16 protein-coding genes are annotated in these 16,611 nt (G+C 63.2%); 6 read left to right on the top strand and 10 right to left on the bottom strand.

Annotated features, from left to right (window positions below; all coding sequences use genetic code 11):
* Nucleotides 1-82 precede the first annotated feature (82 nt).
* Both HCR84_RS04865 and glpK read left to right on the top strand, forming a co-directional pair.
* Nucleotides 83-841 carry an MIP/aquaporin family protein gene (locus HCR84_RS04865; RefSeq protein ID WP_166984004.1) on the top strand — a complete coding sequence of 253 codons (759 nt, stop codon included), beginning with the start codon at nt 83-85 and terminating at the stop codon, nt 839-841.
* 67 nt (nt 842-908) lie between these two features.
* A complete protein-coding gene (gene glpK / locus HCR84_RS04870; protein ID WP_166984003.1) occupies nt 909-2,423 on the top strand; it encodes a glycerol kinase GlpK in 1,515 nt (504 codons plus the stop codon).
* A 74-nt stretch (nt 2,424-2,497) separates the two neighbouring features.
* Here glpK and HCR84_RS04875 read toward each other — a convergent pair whose 3' ends face one another.
* From HCR84_RS04875 to HCR84_RS04885, 3 genes are read right to left on the bottom strand one after another with little or no spacing between them, the layout of a single operon-like run.
* Nucleotides 2,498-3,250 carry an HAD family hydrolase gene (locus tag HCR84_RS04875; protein WP_166984002.1) on the bottom strand — a complete coding sequence of 251 codons (753 nt, stop codon included), beginning with the start codon at nt 3,248-3,250 and terminating at the stop codon, nt 2,498-2,500.
* Complete coding sequence (gene trpS / locus HCR84_RS04880; RefSeq protein ID WP_166984001.1) at nt 3,247-4,251, bottom strand: tryptophan--tRNA ligase; 1,005 nt, start codon at nt 4,249-4,251, stop codon at nt 3,247-3,249. The genes HCR84_RS04875 and trpS overlap by 4 nt, the downstream gene beginning before the upstream one ends.
* Before the next feature lie 43 nt (nt 4,252-4,294).
* A complete protein-coding gene (locus HCR84_RS04885; protein ID WP_166984000.1) occupies nt 4,295-5,146 on the bottom strand; it encodes an exodeoxyribonuclease III in 852 nt (283 codons plus the stop codon).
* Nucleotides 5,147-5,264: 118 nt separating this feature from the next.
* On the opposite strand from HCR84_RS04885, the gene HCR84_RS04890 reads away from it, so the two are divergent.
* Nucleotides 5,265-6,413: an epoxide hydrolase family protein gene (locus HCR84_RS04890; protein ID WP_166983999.1), complete on the top strand. Its 1,149-nt coding sequence runs from the start codon at nt 5,265-5,267 to the stop codon at nt 6,411-6,413.
* 36 nt (nt 6,414-6,449) lie between these two features.
* Here HCR84_RS04890 and HCR84_RS04895 read toward each other — a convergent pair whose 3' ends face one another.
* The gene (locus HCR84_RS04895) at nt 6,450-7,592 is read right to left on the bottom strand and encodes a YihY/virulence factor BrkB family protein (RefSeq protein WP_166983998.1); all 1,143 of its coding nucleotides are present in this window, start codon (nt 7,590-7,592) and stop codon (nt 6,450-6,452) included.
* Between the two features lie 155 nt (nt 7,593-7,747).
* Between HCR84_RS04895 and HCR84_RS04900 the strand changes: the two genes are divergently transcribed.
* The gene (locus HCR84_RS04900) at nt 7,748-8,719 is read left to right on the top strand and encodes an FHA domain-containing protein (protein WP_166983997.1); all 972 of its coding nucleotides are present in this window, start codon (nt 7,748-7,750) and stop codon (nt 8,717-8,719) included.
* Between the two features lie 108 nt (nt 8,720-8,827).
* Here the strand turns inward: HCR84_RS04900 and HCR84_RS04905 are convergent, their stop codons facing one another.
* Genes HCR84_RS04905 through sdhC form a run of 4 tightly spaced genes read right to left on the bottom strand, consistent with a single transcriptional unit; the run spans nt 8,828 to nt 12,210 of the window.
* Nucleotides 8,828-9,586: a succinate dehydrogenase iron-sulfur subunit gene (locus HCR84_RS04905; protein ID WP_166983996.1), complete on the bottom strand. Its 759-nt coding sequence runs from the start codon at nt 9,584-9,586 to the stop codon at nt 8,828-8,830.
* Nucleotides 9,587-9,588: 2 nt separating this feature from the next.
* The gene (sdhA, locus tag HCR84_RS04910) at nt 9,589-11,406 is read right to left on the bottom strand and encodes a succinate dehydrogenase flavoprotein subunit (RefSeq protein ID WP_166983995.1); all 1,818 of its coding nucleotides are present in this window, start codon (nt 11,404-11,406) and stop codon (nt 9,589-9,591) included.
* A 7-nt stretch (nt 11,407-11,413) separates the two neighbouring features.
* On the bottom strand, nt 11,414-11,863 hold the full coding sequence (locus HCR84_RS04915) for a succinate dehydrogenase hydrophobic membrane anchor subunit (protein WP_166983994.1): 450 nt from the start codon (nt 11,861-11,863) through the stop codon (nt 11,414-11,416).
* 14 nt (nt 11,864-11,877) lie between these two features.
* Nucleotides 11,878-12,210, bottom strand: coding sequence for a succinate dehydrogenase, cytochrome b556 subunit (sdhC, locus tag HCR84_RS04920; protein ID WP_235940870.1), 333 nt, complete (start codon nt 12,208-12,210; stop codon nt 11,878-11,880).
* 254 nt (nt 12,211-12,464) lie between these two features.
* On the opposite strand from sdhC, the gene HCR84_RS04925 reads away from it, so the two are divergent.
* Nucleotides 12,465-13,580 (top strand): mannose-1-phosphate guanylyltransferase, encoded by a 1,116-nt coding sequence (locus tag HCR84_RS04925; RefSeq protein ID WP_166983992.1) that lies wholly within the window; start codon nt 12,465-12,467, stop codon nt 13,578-13,580.
* A gap of 14 nt (nt 13,581-13,594) precedes the next feature.
* Here HCR84_RS04925 and HCR84_RS04930 read toward each other — a convergent pair whose 3' ends face one another.
* Nucleotides 13,595-13,996: a hypothetical protein gene (locus HCR84_RS04930; RefSeq protein WP_195706692.1), complete on the bottom strand. Its 402-nt coding sequence runs from the start codon at nt 13,994-13,996 to the stop codon at nt 13,595-13,597.
* A gap of 14 nt (nt 13,997-14,010) precedes the next feature.
* Entirely contained in the window at nt 14,011-14,634 is a 624-nt protein-coding gene (locus HCR84_RS04935; RefSeq protein ID WP_166983990.1) for a nucleotidyltransferase domain-containing protein, read from the bottom strand.
* Nucleotides 14,635-14,954: 320 nt separating this feature from the next.
* Here HCR84_RS04935 and HCR84_RS04940 point away from each other — a divergent pair, with 320 nt between their 5' ends.
* The gene (locus HCR84_RS04940) at nt 14,955-16,610 is read left to right on the top strand and encodes an ABC-F family ATP-binding cassette domain-containing protein (protein WP_166983989.1); all 1,656 of its coding nucleotides are present in this window, start codon (nt 14,955-14,957) and stop codon (nt 16,608-16,610) included.
* Nucleotide 16,611 lies beyond the last annotated feature (1 nt).

Below are 16,611 nucleotides of genomic sequence, written 5' to 3' on the forward strand. Positions count from 1 at the left end.
AGAGACGAGTTACACCCACCTGCACCAGCGACCCGGGCACCTGGCCCGGCGTCGCATTTATTTGGAAGGTCAAAGAAGACACATGGCACTTGGATCGATATTCATCTCCGAGGTAGTCGGCACTGCGCTGCTGCTTCTTCTCGGTGGCGGCGTCGTCGCCAACGTCGTTCTCGCAAAGACGAAGGGGTTCAACGGCGGATGGCTGCTGATCAACTTCGGCTGGGGCCTCGCGGTCTACGTCGGTGTTGTCGCCGCCGCAGTCTCGGGCGCACATCTCAACCCCGCTGTCACCCTGGGACTCGTCACAAGCGGTCTCACTGAGTTCGCCGAAGGCGTGCCGGTCAACCTCGGCACGATATTCCTCTACTTCGGCTCTGAGATGCTCGGAGCATTCATCGGAGCCGTTCTGGTGTATCTGGTGTACAAGAAGCACTTCGACGAGTCGGATGACCCGGGCGCAAAGCTCGCCGTCTTCTCGACGGGCCCGGAGATTCGCAGCTACGGCTGGAACCTCGTCACAGAGATCGTCGGCACATTCGTTCTCGTCTTCCTCGTGATCGCCTTTGGCCAGCACGGGGATGCCGCTGGTCTCGCCTCGCTTGGAGCCCTCCCCGTCGCCCTCGTCGTTCTCGTGATCGGTATCTCTCTCGGTGGTCCGACCGGGTACGCGATCAACCCAGCGCGTGACCTCGCGCCGCGTATTGCACACGCGCTCCTGCCCATCAAGGGCAAGGGTTCGAGCGACTGGTCCTACGCCTGGGTTCCCGTCGTTGGCCCTCTCATTGGTGGAGCCCTCGGCGGCTGGGCCGGCACCGCCGGTCTTCTGCCCGGACTCATCTAACGTTTCGGCGGGCCGGAATGCGGCCCGCCACCTGATACCCGAAGTCGCATAAACAAAGGAGTTCCCCATGGCGGACTACGTAATTGCCATCGATCAGGGCACGACAAGCTCTCGTGCCATCATCTTCGACAAGGCAGGCACAATCGTCTCGAGCGGTCAGCTCGAGCACGAGCAGATCTTCCCCAAGGCGGGGTGGGTCGAGCACGATGCAGACGAGATCTGGAAGAACACCCGAGAGGTGATCGGACAGGCGCTGTCGACGGCGAGCATTACACGTCACGACATCGCAACCGTCGGCATCACAAACCAGCGCGAGACCACGGTGGTGTGGGACAAGAACACGGGAAAGCCGGTGTACAACGCCATCGTCTGGCAGGACACGCGAACTCAGAACATCGTCGACGAGCTGGCGAAGGATGGCGGCGTCGAGCGATTCAAGCCGATCGTCGGACTTCCGCTCGCCACGTACTTCGCGGGCACGAAGATCAAGTGGATTCTCGACAACGTCGAGGGCGCGCGCGAGAAGGCGGAAGCCGGCGATCTGATCTTCGGCACGACCGACACGTGGGTGCTGTGGAACCTCACGGGCGGTACGGACGGCGGCGTGCACGTCACCGACGTGACAAACGCCAGCCGCACGATGTTCATGGACCTCGAGACGCTCGAATGGCGCGATGACATTCTCGAGGCGTTCGGCGTTCCCAAATCGATGCTGCCCGAGATCAAATCGTCGAGCGAGGTCTACGGCCACGCCCACACGTCGAGCCTCCTGCGCGAGACGCCGATCGCAGGCATCCTCGGAGATCAGCAGGCTGCGACCTTCGGTCAGGCTGCGTTCCAGGCCGGTGAGTCGAAGAACACCTACGGCACCGGAAACTTCCTCATCTTCAACACGGGTGAGGAGATCGTGCACTCCGAGAACGGGCTGCTCACGACGCTTGGCTACAAGCTGGGCGACAATGATCCGCACTACGCTCTCGAGGGCTCGATTGCCGTGACCGGGTCGCTCATCCAGTGGCTGCGTGACAACCTGGGGCTCATCAACTCGGCACCCGAGGTTGAGGCGCTCGCCGACACGGTCGACGACAACGGTGGCGTGTACATCGTTCCCGCGTTCTCCGGCCTGTTCGCGCCGTACTGGCGTTCCGACGCCCGTGGTGCGATCGTCGGCCTCACGCGTTTCGCCAACAAGGGTCACATTGCGCGTGCCGCTCTCGAGGCGACGGCGTTCCAGACCCGGGAGGTGCTGGATGCCGTGAACGCGGACTCCGGCGTCGACCTCACCGAGCTGAAGGTCGACGGAGGCATGGTGGCCAACGACGCGCTCATGCAATTCCAAGCCGACATGCTCGGTGTTCCGGTCATTCGCCCGAAGGTCATCGAGACGACGGCGCTGGGTGCTGCCTATGCTGCGGGTCTCGCTGTTGGCTTCTGGAACGACCTCGGCGAGCTCTCGTCGAACTGGGCTGAAGACAAGCGCTGGGAGCCGCAGATGGACGCAGACGAGCGCGAGCGGCTGTTGCGCCTCTGGAAGAAGGCAGTGACGAAGACCTTCGACTGGATTGACGAAGACGTGAAGTAGTCACCACAGAGAAACGCAGAATGGCCGGGGCGATCGCCCCGGCCATTCTGCGTTTCCGTCGCAACGATGTCAGCTCACAGCAGCGTGCTCACGTCGTCGAGCGATGTCACCGTGATGACACCGTTGTCGGCCGCGAGGCGTTCTGGCGGCACGTCCGCTCCGCTGCCATGCCCGATCGCGCCCTCCGGGAGGTCATCGCCGAAGCGGTTGAGCCACACACCGGTGAGACCGGCGCGCGCCGCGCCGACGGCATCCGTCATCAATCTGTCGCCGACATACATCGCATTGGCGGGGTCAACGCCGAAGCGCTCGCACGCCGTGAGAAAAATGGCCGGGTCGGGCTTGGCGACGCCTTCGGCGCCCGAGGCGATGACGTGGCCGAAGCTGCCCGCAAGCCCCGTGCGCTCGAGCTTCACCCGCTGAAAGTCGAGTTCGCCGTTCGTGATCACGCCGATCTGCGCACCAGCCGCCACCGTGGCGTCGAGACACCGTCGCGTGTCGTCAAACAGAGTCCAGCTCTCCCGATAATGCGCGGAATAGCCCTCGAACCAGTCATCGGCTGCCGTGTCAGCAAGCGTGACGCCGTGCGCCGCAGCGAACTCGATGGCTCGAGCACGGCGCTGCTGCGCATAGGTGACGTCTCCAGAGAGATACCGATGGTAGTGCGCGTCTTCGAGGTTGTGCCACAGCGTGAGCGAGTCGATGCCCGCGTCGGAATATGGCGAACCGAGCTCGGCGATGTGCGTGCGGATGCCCCGGACCACTGCTCCGCGGTGGTCGAGGAGCGTGTCGTCGAGGTCGAAGAGCGCGAGAGCGTGGCGAGTCATCGTCCGGCCAGAAAGCCGATCTTCTCGTACACGTCGGCAAGCGTCGCCTCGGCCACCTCCGTGGCGCGAGCGGCGTTGACGGCGAGCAGCCTGTCGAGTTCGGCCGGGTCGTCGAGCAGCTCCAGCGCGCGTGCGCGCACCGGCTCGAGCTCGGCGACGACAGCCTCGGCAACGGCCTTCTTGAAGTCGCCGTAGCCACGCCCGTCGAACTCGGCGGTCACCTGCGCGGCGGTGCTCCCCGTGAGCGCCGAATAGATCGCCATGAGGTTGGAGACGCCGGGCTTCGCCTCGCGGTCGAAGGCGACGACGCCGTCATTGTCGGTGACCGAGCGCATGATCTTCTTCTGCATTGCCTTCGGTTCGTCGAAGAGCCACAGAATTCCCTGCGGTGATTCGCCCGACTTCGACATCTTCGACGTTGGCTCTTGCAGGTCGTAGATGCGCGCGCTGTCCGCGGGGATGGTGGCCTCGGGAACAATGAACGTCTCGCCGAAGCGCGAGTTGAAGCGCTCAGCAAGAGTGCGCGTGAGCTCGACGTGCTGGCGCTGGTCGTCTCCGACCGGGACCGCGTTCGTCTGGTACAGCAGAATGTCGGAGGCCATCAGAATCGGATACGTGAAGAGGGCGACGTTTGTGGCGTCGGAGCCGTAACGCGACGACTTGTCTTTGAACTGCGTCATGCGGTTCGCTTCGCCGAACCCGGTGATGCTTCCGAGCACCCAGGCCAGCTGGGCGTGGGCCGGAACGTGCGACTGCACGTAGAGCGTCGATTTCTCTGGCTCGATGCCGGCGGCGATGTACTGCGCGGCCGTTCGGCGCGTCTTCTCTCGCAGCTCCTTCGGATCTTGCGGTACAGAGATCGCGTGCAGGTCGACGACGGAGAAGAACGCGTCGTACTCCTCCTGCATCTTTCGCCATTGCACGAGTGCGCCGATGTAATTGCCGATGTGCAGAGAGTCATTTGTGGGTTGCATGCCCGAATAGAGACGTGGCTTTGTCATTGTGTGTCCTTTGTGGAACGAAGAATGAGTGTGAACGAAGCGATCAGATGGCGTAATCGACGACCACGGCCGAGTGGTCGGACCAACGCGTGTCGTACGATGCAGCGCGATCGATCTCGTAGCTCGTCACTGTGCTCGCGAGAGCGGGGGTTGCCGCGTGGTAGTCGATGCGCCAGCCCGTGTCGTTGTCGAATGCCTTGCCTCGCTGCGACCACCAGGTGTACGGCCCGTCGACCTCGCCTGCCCATTGGCGGCCGACATCGACCCAGCCGAGTCCCGGTGCCTTCGTTCCGTCGACGCCTTCAACAGTTTCGCCCTGTGGCCCGAAGAACCTGTCGAAGTAGGCGCGCTCCTCGGGGAGGAAACCGGAGTTCTTGCGGTTTCCCCTCCAGTTCTTGATGTCGAGTTCGCGGTGCCCCACGTTGAGGTCGCCCACGACAAGGGCGAGCTCAGAGTGCTGCGCCAACTCCGCGAGCCGTGTCGTCATGGCATCGAGAAACGTGTACTTCTCGACCTGCTTCGGCGAGCCGACCTCGCCGGAGTGAACGTAGCACGAGACGATGGTGAGCGGTCGTCCTCCGACCTCGAAGTCTGCCTCGAGCCAGCGCCCTGCGCTGTCGAAGTCGTCGGCGCCGAGTGCTGTGCGGTGCGCCGTTGGTGCGAGTCTGCTGACAATGGCAACGCCCGCACGGCCCTTTGCCGTCGCTTCGTCGTGCAAAATGTGCCAGCCGTCGCCGAGCAGCTGCTCGACGTGCTCGTCTTGGGCACGCACTTCCTGCAGCGCAAGAATGTCGACGCCTCGGTTGGCGAGCCACTCGCCCATTCCCTTGCGATATGCGGCACGAATGCCGTTGACATTGACGGATGCGATGCGGAATGGGGTCTGATTCGCCATGCCCACCATTCTAGGTTGAGCCTGCGACATTGCGGATTCTCGAGTCGTCGAGCTATCGAGGTCAGAAAGTGACCTCTTTCGGTGGCATCCTGAGGGAACCACGACGAAGGAGCACACAATGAACATCACCCCCTTTCAGATCGCCATCGAGCAGGATGCTGTTGACGAGCTCGCCCGCCGCATCTCCGACGTTCGGTGGCCGAACGTCGCAGACGCTCACGCAGAAGAGCGCGGCCTGAGCCTCGAGTGGCTTCGCGGCGCCGCTCAATATTGGTTGGACAGCTTCGACTGGCGGGGGGTTGAGGCTCGACTGAACCAGCTGCCGCAGTTCACCGCGGACGTGGACGGCACGACACTCCACTTCGTCCACGCCCGTTCTGGCGGTGACGGTGTTCCCGTTCTCTTGGTGCACGGCTGGCCCGACTCGTTCGTGCGCTACCGCGACATCGTCGAACCACTTGTTGCAGCCGGGCACGACGTCATCGTTCCCTCTCTTCCCGGATTTCTCTTCAGCGGGCAGCCTTCCGGCCCTCTGCGTCTGACCGGCGTAGCCGAGCACCTGCACAGCCTCATGCGCGGTGTGGGTTACGAACGTTACGCGGTCTCCGGCGGTGACTGGGGCTCGAGCATCGTTGACTCTCTGGCCACGGCCCATCCTGATGCGGTTGCCGCGCTGCACCTCACGGACATCCCCTTCGCGAAGTCGTTCGCCGTCGATCGTGCCACGGCAACAGCCGCGGAACAGGCGTATCTCACGAGCGCGGATGCCTGGTTCCAGCAGGCGGCGTACTTCGCCATCCACGCATCCGAACCGACCGCGCTGGCCACAGGGCTCGCCGATTCCCCTGTCGCGCTTTTGGCGTGGATCGGTTCGAAAATGCGCGACTGGAGCGATACGGAGCCCGAGCTCGAGGGTCTTCTCACCCAGGTCAGCCTTCACTGGTTCACGAACGACGCCCGCTCGGCGTTGCGGCTGTACTCGGAGGCGATCGATCCCAGCGCCTGGAGTGATGAGGCTGAACCGTCGGGAACGATCGACGACGACTCTCACCAACCGGCTTCGGGTGGATGGGGCGTCGCTGCGCCAGCAATTCCGACGGGGGTGACGGTCTTCCCACAGGACTTTCTGAACCCACCGCGAGAGTATGCCGAGAGGTTCTACGACCTCCGCCGATACACCGTTGCTGCGCGCGGGGGCCACTTCGGAGCGACCGAAGATCCCGAGTTCTTCGCGAACGAACTCACAGCGCTGCTCGCCGAGGTGTGACCGGGCGGAAACGGCCGGGGTTTCTCGGCGGCTCTGTCAGCGTCTCACGTGCTCGATGACCTTCTTGAGGTGTCTGCGTGCACGTGCTTTGCCGAAGAACCCCGTGGCGGCATCGAACTGCTCTCGTGCCTCGCGCACGTCGGCAGCGGCGACAATGCGGCGAGCGTGTTCGACGGCTTCGCGGCGTTCTTCGTCTGTTGGCGTGTGCAGGGTGACGTCGTTGTCGGCGAGCTGAACGGAGATCCAGGACGCCGAGATCAGAATCACCCTGCTCACGAGGTTGAACCAGAGAAGCAGGGCGACGAACACGGTGAAACCAGTGAGCAGGGGGTTGCGGCTCGCACCGCCCAGAACGAGACCGCTGGCAATCGAGAGCCCAGCGAGAATAGTGCTGCCGAGCAGAACGCCGGTTGACAGCGTGCGCCAGGGGATCGGCAGGCGGGAGAGCACGCGGAACATGACGGTGAGGGATGCCGCATTGATGATGAGTGAGAGGACAATGCCGAGAATGGAGCCGCCCGCTCCGACGAGGAACGAGTTGGGGCCAAGACCGAGCAGCTGGCCAAACCACACGAGAAGCTGGGTTCCGACGATGCTGGCTGCGGCTGAGATGATCAACAGAAGCCCGATACCGAGGGCCATACCGAGATCCCAGAGCTTCTTGACGAAGAAGTTCCGCGGGTCGCGTGGCACCTGGAAGATGGCGCGGACCGCCTGCCGCGTATAGAACATCCACCCGGTCGCTGTCCAAGACAGGCCGACCAGCGCGACGGCACCCCACCAGCTGTAAAGCGTTGTGTTGAAGAGAGCCGCCGGATCGATCAGGTACGCATCACCCGAGCCGATGAGCCCCGGCACCGTCGAATTGATGACCACAATGAGCGAGTCCACGAGCTCCTCATTGCCCGACAGCCACACGCCGGTGATCGAGAAGCCGACAAACAGCCCGGCAAACACAGCGAACACGGCATAGAAGCTCATGCCCGCCGCCATGAGGTTGCCGTCTTCCCAGAGATAATGCTGCACGACGCGGTAGATGCGATTGTGCGACACCCGAGTTCCAATGCGGTTCACGGTGTTCACGGGCTTCACAAGCCAGGGGCTCCCCGGCCTGCCGGCACCCCGCGTTTCACCCGGCGTGTGCACGTCGGGTTCGCGAAAGGAAAACGGGTTTGCCACGTTGTCAGCGTAGCTGTGAGGCGGCGTGGCGGCCGTCTGCCTCGTCGCGTTGCGAGATTGTGACTGCCGAAACTCGCGTCAGAGGCCCAACTGCGAAACAATGGGGAAACACGACAGAGAGATGTCGGGACAATCGAGAGTAAAGGGGACTCATCGTGGCTGTGGGCCTGCGTTATTCCCCATCGGCATCCCCCGGCTCTCTCGTGATCGCCACCGACCGTACTCTCATCGCCCTTGATGCTGCCGCTGATCCGCGCCTTGTCGACCAGCTGTGGGAGCGCGTCAGCAACGGCGCTGACTTTGAGTCGCTTGTGGGTTTCATGCCCGCGGAATCAGCAGGGCGCCCCCTCTCGTTTGTGTTGATCGGCGATATTGCCGAGAGCGCAGACGGAGCGTCGTTCATGGCTCTTGTGAACGGGCAGACCGGCTTTGACGTTGCCGTAGCCGGAGCGCCACAGCACATTGCACCGAGCGGCAGCTCGCCCTGGCTGCGCACCCGCCTGCAGCAGGTGACGCACGTGGCCATCGGAGCGAAAGCGGGTGCTGCCGCGCCGCAGTTCCCCCTCGGCGCGGGCGTCGTCGCAGCGTCGCGCGTCGATGTGTCGATCGGCGCGGCACCGCAGCCGACGGCATCCGCTGCTGCATCGGGCAACGCGACCTCGTCATCCGTGCTGCTCGACGCGCACGGAGACGCCCACGACGGTCAGACCGTTGCTCGGGTTCCCGGCGCTGTCATGCTGACTGGGCCCGTTCGGCTGGCGAATGTTCCCCACACGCGTCCGACGAAGATGTTCGGCTACCGCGTCAACGGCGGGCAGGCGTTTGGGCTCGATCTTCCGCACCGCTTCGGGCGAAGCCCCCGCGTTGCGTCTGGCGGAGACGCGCGGTTGGTGCCGCTGCTGTCGCCGACGAAGACCGTGTCGGCAACGCACCTCGACGTGCGTCAGATTGGCGATGCTGTCGTTGTCTCCGACCTCGGGTCGACGAATGGAACGTCGGTCATCGAGCCCGGAACGCAGTGGCGTCGCATGGCGCCGGGGGAGTCGGTTGCGGTTGCCGCCGGAACGTTCATCGACCTGGGCGACGGCAACGTCATCGAAGTCATGCCCGGTGTGCCGCTGCACTGAGCGCTACAGCATCCGTTGTGATCGTGTGCGCATCACACGGCGCTACAGAAGAGGGCCGGCGCTCGCGATAATTCGAGAGCGCCGACCCACTTGTGCAGCGTGAGGTGTCTACGCCTTGCCGCTCATGATCGCCTGCTTGACCTCGGCGATTGCCTTGGTCACCTGGATGCCGCGGGGGCACGCCTCGGTGCAGTTGAACGTGGTACGGCAGCGCCACACGCCCTCTTTGTCGTTGAGGATGTCGAGGCGCACCTGGGCGTTGTCGTCGCGCGAGTCAAAGATGAAGCGGTGCGCGTTGACGATGGCTGCCGGCCCGAAGTACTGCCCGTCTGTCCAGAACACGGGGCACGACGACGTGCACGCGGCGCAGAGAATGCACTTCGTTGTGTCATCGAAGATTGCACGGTCGGCAACCGACTGCGTGCGCTCCTTGCCCGCGCCCGGCTTGCTGTTGGCAACGAGAAACGGCTGCACCTCGCGGTACGACTCGAAGAAGGGCTCCATGTCGACGACGAGATCCTTTTCGAGCGGAAGACCCTTGATCGCCTCAACGTAGATGGGCTTCGAAATGTCGAGGTCCTTGATGAGCGTCTTGCACGCGAGACGATTGCGCCCGTTGATGCGCATGGCGTCTGAACCGCAGATGCCGTGCGCGCACGAGCGGCGGAACGTCAGCGAACCGTCCGTCTCCCACTTGATCTTGTGAAGGGCGTCGAGCACGCGCTCTGTCGGAAGCATCTCGACGTCGAAGTCTTCCCAGTGCGGTTCCGTGTCAGCATCCGGGTCGAAACGTCGAATGATCAGCGTCACTGTGAATGTCTGCGTCGGATCGTTCGATACCGGCGCCTCTTCCACCACTTGCGCCATGACTAGTACTTCCTCTCCATCGGCTCGTAACGGGTGATCACGACGGGTTTCCAATCCAACCTGATGTGGTCGGAGGCATCCGCCGAATGCGGGTCGCCCGTCAGGTACGCCATCGTGTGCTTCATATAGTTCTCGTCGTCGCGCTTCGGGTAATCGTCACGCATGTGGCCGCCGCGCGATTCTTTGCGGTTGCGGGCCGAATACACGACGACCTCGGCGAGGTCGAGAAGGAATCCGAGTTCAACGGCCTCGAGCAGATCGGTGTTGAACCGCTTGCCGTGGTCTTGGATCGAGATGTTCATGTACCGCGTGCGCAGATCGTGGATCGTGCGCGTCACCTCTTCGAGAGTCTCGTCTGTGCGGAACACCTGAGCGTTCTTGTCCATCTCATCTTGCAGCGTCTTGCGCAGGGCGCCGATGCGCTCGGGGCCGTCGCCGGTGCGAATGCGGTCGAGCGTCGCGCGAACTTCCTTTGCCGGGTCGTCGGGCAACGGAACGAACTCCGCCGTCTTGACGTATTCGACGGCGTTGTTTCCCGCGCGCTTGCCGAAGACGTTGATGTCGAGCAGCGAGTTGGTTCCCAGCCGGTTCGAGCCGTGCACAGACACACAGGCGCACTCGCCAGCCGCGTACATGCCGGGAACAACAGTGTCGTTGCTCGAGAGCACCTCAGCATTGTTGTTCGTCGGGATGCCGCCCATTGCATAGTGCGCGGTCGGCATCACGGGAACGGGCTCGGTGACCGGGTCGACGCCGAGGTAGGTGCGAGCGAACTCGGTAATGTCGGGAAGCTTGGTCTCGAGCACTTCGGCGCCAAGGTGCGTGCAGTCAAGAAGCACGTAGTCCTTGTTGGGCCCGGCCCCGCGGCCCTCCTGCACCTCTTGAACCATGCTTCGGGCGACGATGTCGCGCGGTGCAAGGTCTTTGATGGTGGGAGCATAGCGTTCCATGAACCGCTCGCCCGATGCGTTGCGCAGAATGGCGCCCTCGCCTCGAGCTCCCTCGGTGAGAAGGATGCCGAGTCCGGCAAGGCCCGTCGGGTGAAACTGGAAGAACTCCATGTCTTCGAGGGGGAGCCCCTTGCGCCACACGATGCCGACGCCGTCGCCCGTGAGCGTGTGGGCGTTCGATGTGGTCTTGAAGATCTTGCCGAAGCCACCCGTCGCGAAGATCATCGCCTTCGACTGGAACACGTGCAGCTCGCCCGTCGCCAGTTCGTACGCAACGACGCCCGCAGGCTGCTTCTCGCCGTCGACCTCGGTCATGATGATGTCGAGAACGTAGAACTCGTTGAAGAAGTGGATGCCGAGTCTGACGCAGTTCTGAAACAGCGTCTGCAGAATCATGTGCCCCGTGCGGTCTGCCGCGTAGCAGGCGCGGCGAACCGCCGACTTGCCGTGGTCGCGGGTGTGTCCGCCGAAGCGTCGCTGGTCGATCTTTCCCTCGGGCGTGCGGTTGAACGGCAGGCCCATGTTCTCAAGGTCGATGACGGCGTCGATCGCCTCTTTCGCGAGAATCTCAGCGGCGTCCTGGTCGACGAGGTAGTCGCCGCCCTTCACTGTGTCGAAGGTGTGCCACTCCCAGGTGTCTTCTTCGACGTTCGCGAGCGCCGCGGCCATTCCGCCCTGTGCGGCTCCCGTGTGCGAACGGGTGGGGTAGAGCTTCGAGATGACCGCCGTCTTCGCGCCGGGGCCGGCCTCAATGGCGGCACGCATTCCCGCGCCACCGGCTCCAACGATAACGACGTCGAACTGGTGGTAGTGGATGCCGTCGATGATCGTCGAGTCGGCAGGTGCAGAGTTCGCAGCTGTGTTGGACATTGCTAGGTTAAATCCCCTTACAGATCGAGGGAAGCAGGTCGGCAGGAGCGCCGGCGGGGCACGGGTCGAATGTGAAGATTACGAGCGTGCCGAGAACGATCAGCACGACAACGGCGATGAGAATCGCGATCTTCAGTGTGCCGCGCAATCCGCGGCTGCGGGCGTAGTCGTTGACGAGCGTTCGCATGCCGTTGCCGCCGTGAATGAGCGCGAGCCACAGCATGAGGCCGTCCCAGACCTGCCAGAACGGATCGGACCACTTTCCGCCGACGAAGGCGAAGTCGATTGCGTGGACGCCGTCGCCGACCATGAGGTTGACGAACAGGTGGCCGAAGATCAGCACGACGAGAAGCACGCCGGAGGCGCGCATGTAGATCCAGCCCCACTTCTCCCAGTTCGTGCCCTTTGAGCGGTTCGGATACGCCGGCGTGCGGGGAGCATCAATGGTTTGCGACATGTCGTTCCCCTTTCTCAGTGTCCGAAGACGTTCATCAGGTGCCTCGGCACGAAAGCGAGCATGGTGATGACCCACACGACGACGACGATGTAGAACATCGCGCGCTGGTAGGTCGGCCCCTTCTTCCACAGGTCGATCAGAATGATGCGGATGCCGTTGAAGGCGTGGTACACGATGGCACCGACGAGAGCGACCTCGCCCAGCCCCATGATCGGCGTCTGATATGTGCCGATGACGGCGTTGTATGCCTCGGGCGAGACACGCACGAGGGCGGTGTCGAGAATGTGCACGAGGAGGAAGAAGAAGATGGCAACACCGGTGATCCGGTGCAGAACCCACGACCACATGCCCTCGCGGCCACGGTACAAAGTTCCTGCCGGACGCTTCGACGTAGTCGCTGACACTGGCGGAGTCCCTGCAGTCTTCGCTGACACGGAACGACCCTCCCTGATGGTTCGCATTGTGCGTCGGCCGGACGGCCGGCGAGCGCATGGCGCTGGTGTCCAGTCTATGCCGCTCTGAGCAGACTCTGCCCCTAAGGGGACCCTAAATCTCTCGATATCGAGATAGTTGTTCGACGCGGTGCAAGTAACGTGGAGTCATGACGAACCCCTCACGACGCTTCTACAGCGTGATTCCCGCCGGTGGCATCGGGTCGAGGCTGTGGCCGCTCTCGCGCGCGGACGCCCCAAAATTTCTGCACGACCTCACGGGCTCAGGCGTGACTCTGCTGCGCGCCACCTGGGATCGTCTTGCGCCCGTTGCCGGTGACGATCGAATCATGGTGGTGACGGGCCGTGCCCACCGTGCCGCCGTCGAAGCACAGCTTCCCGAGATCAGCGATGCGAACATCGTGCTCGAAGCCGACCCGCGGGACTCTTCAGTCGCGATCTGCCTCGCGGCTGCGATTCTTGAGCGGCGCGAGCCCGACGTGATCGTCGGCTCGTTTGCGGCCGATCACGTCATTCGCGGTGACAGGCTTTTCCGTTCTGCGGTGCAGCAGGCCGTGCTCGCGGCCGAGGCTGGGTACATCACAACAATTGGCATCCGTCCCACCGAGCCGGCCATTGGCTTCGGGTACATCAAAGCGGGTGCGCCGCTCGCCATCGACGAGACCGAAGGCGTGCTGACGGTCGACTCGTTCGTCGAGAAGCCCGACCTCGAGCGAGCGAAGAGCTATGTCGATGATGGCGGCTACCTCTGGAACGCGGGAATGTTCATCTCGCGTGCCGACGTTCTGCTTGAAGAGCTGGCGAGCAATGAACCAGAGTTGCACGCAACCATCGTCGAGCTTGCAGCGGCCTGGGATGACCCGGCGACCCGTGGCCCGGCTGTTGATCGTCTCTGGCCGACGTTGAAGAAGATCGCGATCGACTACTCGGTTGCCGAGCCGTCGGCAGCGAAGGGCCGCATGGCTGTCGTTCCCGGCCACTTCGGGTGGGACGACGTGGGCGACTTCGCCTCTCTCGCCAAACTGAACTCCAACGGCCGAACCGGTGACCTTGCGATTCTCGGCGAGAACGCCCGTGTTCTCGCCGATGCGTCGAGCGGCATCGTCGTGGCGAACAGCGATCGCATTGTGAGCCTCATCGGTGTGAAAGACATCGTCGTCGTCGACACGCCTGACGCCCTGCTCGTGACGACGAGCGAGAACGCCCAGCGGGTGAAGGGCGTCGTCGACGCCCTGAAGATCTCGGGTCGAGACGACGTGCTCTGAGCGACTGTTGCCGCTTAGAGGGGATTGCGAATGCGCTCGTCCATCGCATCGACGAGTCGCTGTGCTGCTGTTAACAACTCCCGAGCTCGTGCATCAGTAAGAAAGAGCGCGCTGTACTGTGAATCGTTCTTGCTGTCGATGAGTCGCCTCAGATGATTGGCATGCTTCTCACCTGCGGAGCTTGCGCGCTTGAGAATCTTGAGAGCATCAGCATGGTTATCCCCGCCCGAACGGATACCAAGCACGAAGCCTGAGATCGAGTCTGATGCGGCAATTCCTGCAAGAACGGCTAATGAACCGATGAGGTTGGATGTGTGTTCGATCTCGGTATCGGCGTCGAGTGTGTCGATAAGCATTGCTGCGTCGAGAAATGCGTGAGCGTGGTCGCGGCGGGTTCTTACATCTGTGGCGCTCATCGGTACTTCGCGCATCATGCTGATTGCCTTCCCATGAGTTGCGTAAGCGATGGGCCAGGCGTGACTTTCCGCCCTTCCCGGCGCCAGGAGTCCACGAGGGGGTCGTGAAGCTGGACCATATTCTTCAGCTCAGTGAACGTAACGGCTATCGCCTGAGCGCGATTGCCGGAGAGCAATTCGATGGAATCGCTCAACGCGGAGACCAGGTCGTATCGGGCATCGGCAGCGGTATTGTCGGGAACCACCACAAGAACATCGACGTCGCTTTCTGCGTTGGCTGTGCCGCGCGCAACGGATCCGAAGAGCACGCCAACAGAGTCAGGTGGTGCTAACTCGGTGATGGTCTGGCCGACCCTTTGCTCAAAAGTTATGCTCGCTGACAGCAACTGGCCGAGTGGTTCCCACAAGAGATGATCGCGATTGAGTGTGTAGAGCTTTGAGCGGGCGATTGGAGTCGCGCTAACCAACCCGACTACCTCGAGCTGGTCAAGAATGCGCTGCGTTGTTGAAAGCGACGACGCGCCGGAAAGCGAATGGATGCGTCGCCCAGACGTCGCTTCGGTGAGAATTGACAATCGACGAAGCACTCGGCTCATGTTCGGGCTGATTACTGACGATGCCGGGTCTGAGAAGTCCACGCAACGACCTCCTATGGTTCAGATATGCATCATGTGACTCAATTATGAATCATACTCGAGCTGTTGGCCATCGACAACCATGTGGTCTCCGGGCGTACTCGAAGCAACTCGACTCCGTGTTTCTGAGGCGCGCTGCGCGGTTTACATCGCTGCACCCATCGTCTAAGCTCGACCATCGTGAAGAACTAGCGCACTCCTGTCCAGTCCGTGCCCGTGGCATTGCCCGGCGGACATCGATGACGGGCGCGCAGGATTCACTCCGTTAAAGCGAGACAGCCCTGTCTTCGTGCGCGCGCCTGGCCGACCCGCAAGGGGACCAGATGCACAACCAGACACTCAAGCAACACACGGCTGCTCGCCTCGACCACATCCGCATCGACGGCATCTCGCAGTCGTTCGGCGACCGTCGCGTTCTGACGGACATTGGCTTCAGCGTTCCCAGGGGAGCGCGCATCGGCCTGATCGGCGAAAACGGCGCGGGCAAGTCGACGCTGCTGCGCATCATCGCGGGCGTTGATGAACCCGATTCCGGCACCGTAGCGCGCCCCGCCCGCACGGGGCTTCTTTGGCAAGAGGTGCCGCGCGACTCCGACGACACTGTCGACGACCTCATCGAGCGTGCGCTCACCGAGTTTCGGGCGGCCGAGAGAGAGTTGATGGATGCCGCCGAGCAGCTCGACGGCTCCGACAGCGCATCGGAGCACTACGCCGCTGCCCTCGAGAACGCCGAACGACGTGACGTGTGGGGCGTGGATGCTCGAAGGGACCGCGTACTTGCGGGGCTGGGACTCGACAGCATCCCGCGCCAGCGACGGCTTGATGCCGTGAGTGGGGGCCAGCGCAGCCGCTTCGCGCTCGCCGCTCTGCTGCTTGAGCGCCCCGATGCCCTCCTGCTCGACGAGCCGACGAACCACCTTGACGACTTGGCAGTGTCGTTTCTGCGCGACGAGCTCACCGGGTGGAATGGCCCCGTGCTGTTCGCGAGCCATGACCGCGCGTTTCTCGATGACGTGGCGACAGGGCTCATCGATCTCGACGCAGGCCGGGCGGCGCTGGGGGAGTCCAGCGGCGTCACCGTCTTCGGCGGCAGCTTCACCGAGTACCTCGAGGCGAAGCAACGGGACCGCGATCGATGGGAGGCGCAGTTCGCCGCTGAGCAAGACGAACTGAAGCAGTTGAAGTACACCGTGGATGTTGGGGCGCGCCAGGTGAGTCACGGCAGGGGCCCGACAGACAACGACAAATTCATCACCAAGTTCAAGCAGGCACGCACGGACGGCGCCATCAGCCGACGCGTCAAGAATGCGCGCGGACGGCTCGACGAGCTTCAAGAGAATCAGGTGCGCAAACCGCCAAAGCTTCTGTCGTTCGGCGGAATCCCGACCGGGTCCCACGCGCTGGGCGAGGGCTCTGCGCTTCTCGCGCTGCGCGGGGTTGGCATTGCCGGGCGGCTGGACGCCGAGCGCGTCACGATCGAGCCGCAGACGCAGCTGCTCGTGACGGGGCCGAACGGAGCGGGCAAGTCGACACTGCTACACGTGATGGCCGGAGATCTGCGCCCCGACAGGGGAGACGTCGCTCGAAGGCGAGGCCTGCGTGTGCGGCTGCTGGAGCAAGACGTGCGCTTTGCGAAACCGGAGACGTCTGCCCGTCAGCTGTACGAGAAGGCACTCGGCGAGAAGCGCGCAGCCCAGGTTCCGCTCACGTCGCTCGGGCTCGTCGCGCCGCGCGATGCGGATCGTCCCGTCGGTGCGCTGTCTGTGGGGCAGCAGCGACGTGTGGCGCTCGCGCTCATCATCGCGAGACCGCCCCATCTCTTTCTTCTCGACGAGCCGACGAACCACCTCTCGCTCTCGCTCGCCACCGAGCTGGAGCACGCGTTGGGCAGCTACCCTGGCGCCGTCGTGATCGCCAGCCACGATCGCTGGCTGCGGCGACGCTGGCGCGACGAAGAGCTCGCACTGACGGCAGAATAGG

Source organism: Paramicrobacterium fandaimingii, assembly GCF_011751745.2.
Lineage (GTDB): Bacteria > Actinomycetota > Actinomycetes > Actinomycetales > Microbacteriaceae > Paramicrobacterium > Paramicrobacterium fandaimingii.

What these genes read in the sequence shown, in the direction of transcription:
- trpS (WP_166984001.1), bottom strand. Translation starts at nt 4,251, where the DNA reads ATGACAAAGCCACGTCTCTATTCGGGCATGCAACCCACAAATGACTCT.
- HCR84_RS04905 (WP_166983996.1), bottom strand. Translation starts at nt 9,586, where the DNA reads ATGGCGCAAGTGGTGGAAGAGGCGCCGGTATCGAACGATCCGACGCAG.
- glpK (WP_166984003.1), top strand. Translation starts at nt 909, where the DNA reads ATGGCGGACTACGTAATTGCCATCGATCAGGGCACGACAAGCTCTCGT.
- HCR84_RS04875 (WP_166984002.1), bottom strand. Translation starts at nt 3,250, where the DNA reads ATGACTCGCCACGCTCTCGCGCTCTTCGACCTCGACGACACGCTCCTC.
- HCR84_RS04940 (WP_166983989.1), top strand. Translation starts at nt 14,955, where the DNA reads ATGCACAACCAGACACTCAAGCAACACACGGCTGCTCGCCTCGACCAC.
- sdhC (WP_235940870.1), bottom strand. Translation starts at nt 12,210, where the DNA reads ATGTGGTCGTGGGTTCTGCACCGGATCACCGGTGTTGCCATCTTCTTC.
- sdhA (WP_166983995.1), bottom strand. Translation starts at nt 11,406, where the DNA reads ATGTCCAACACAGCTGCGAACTCTGCACCTGCCGACTCGACGATCATC.
- HCR84_RS04865 (WP_166984004.1), top strand. Translation starts at nt 83, where the DNA reads ATGGCACTTGGATCGATATTCATCTCCGAGGTAGTCGGCACTGCGCTG.
- HCR84_RS04890 (WP_166983999.1), top strand. Translation starts at nt 5,265, where the DNA reads ATGAACATCACCCCCTTTCAGATCGCCATCGAGCAGGATGCTGTTGAC.
- HCR84_RS04885 (WP_166984000.1), bottom strand. Translation starts at nt 5,146, where the DNA reads ATGGCGAATCAGACCCCATTCCGCATCGCATCCGTCAATGTCAACGGC.
- HCR84_RS04930 (WP_195706692.1), bottom strand. Translation starts at nt 13,996, where the DNA reads ATGAGCGCCACAGATGTAAGAACCCGCCGCGACCACGCTCACGCATTT.
- HCR84_RS04915 (WP_166983994.1), bottom strand. Translation starts at nt 11,863, where the DNA reads ATGTCGCAAACCATTGATGCTCCCCGCACGCCGGCGTATCCGAACCGC.
- HCR84_RS04925 (WP_166983992.1), top strand. Translation starts at nt 12,465, where the DNA reads ATGACGAACCCCTCACGACGCTTCTACAGCGTGATTCCCGCCGGTGGC.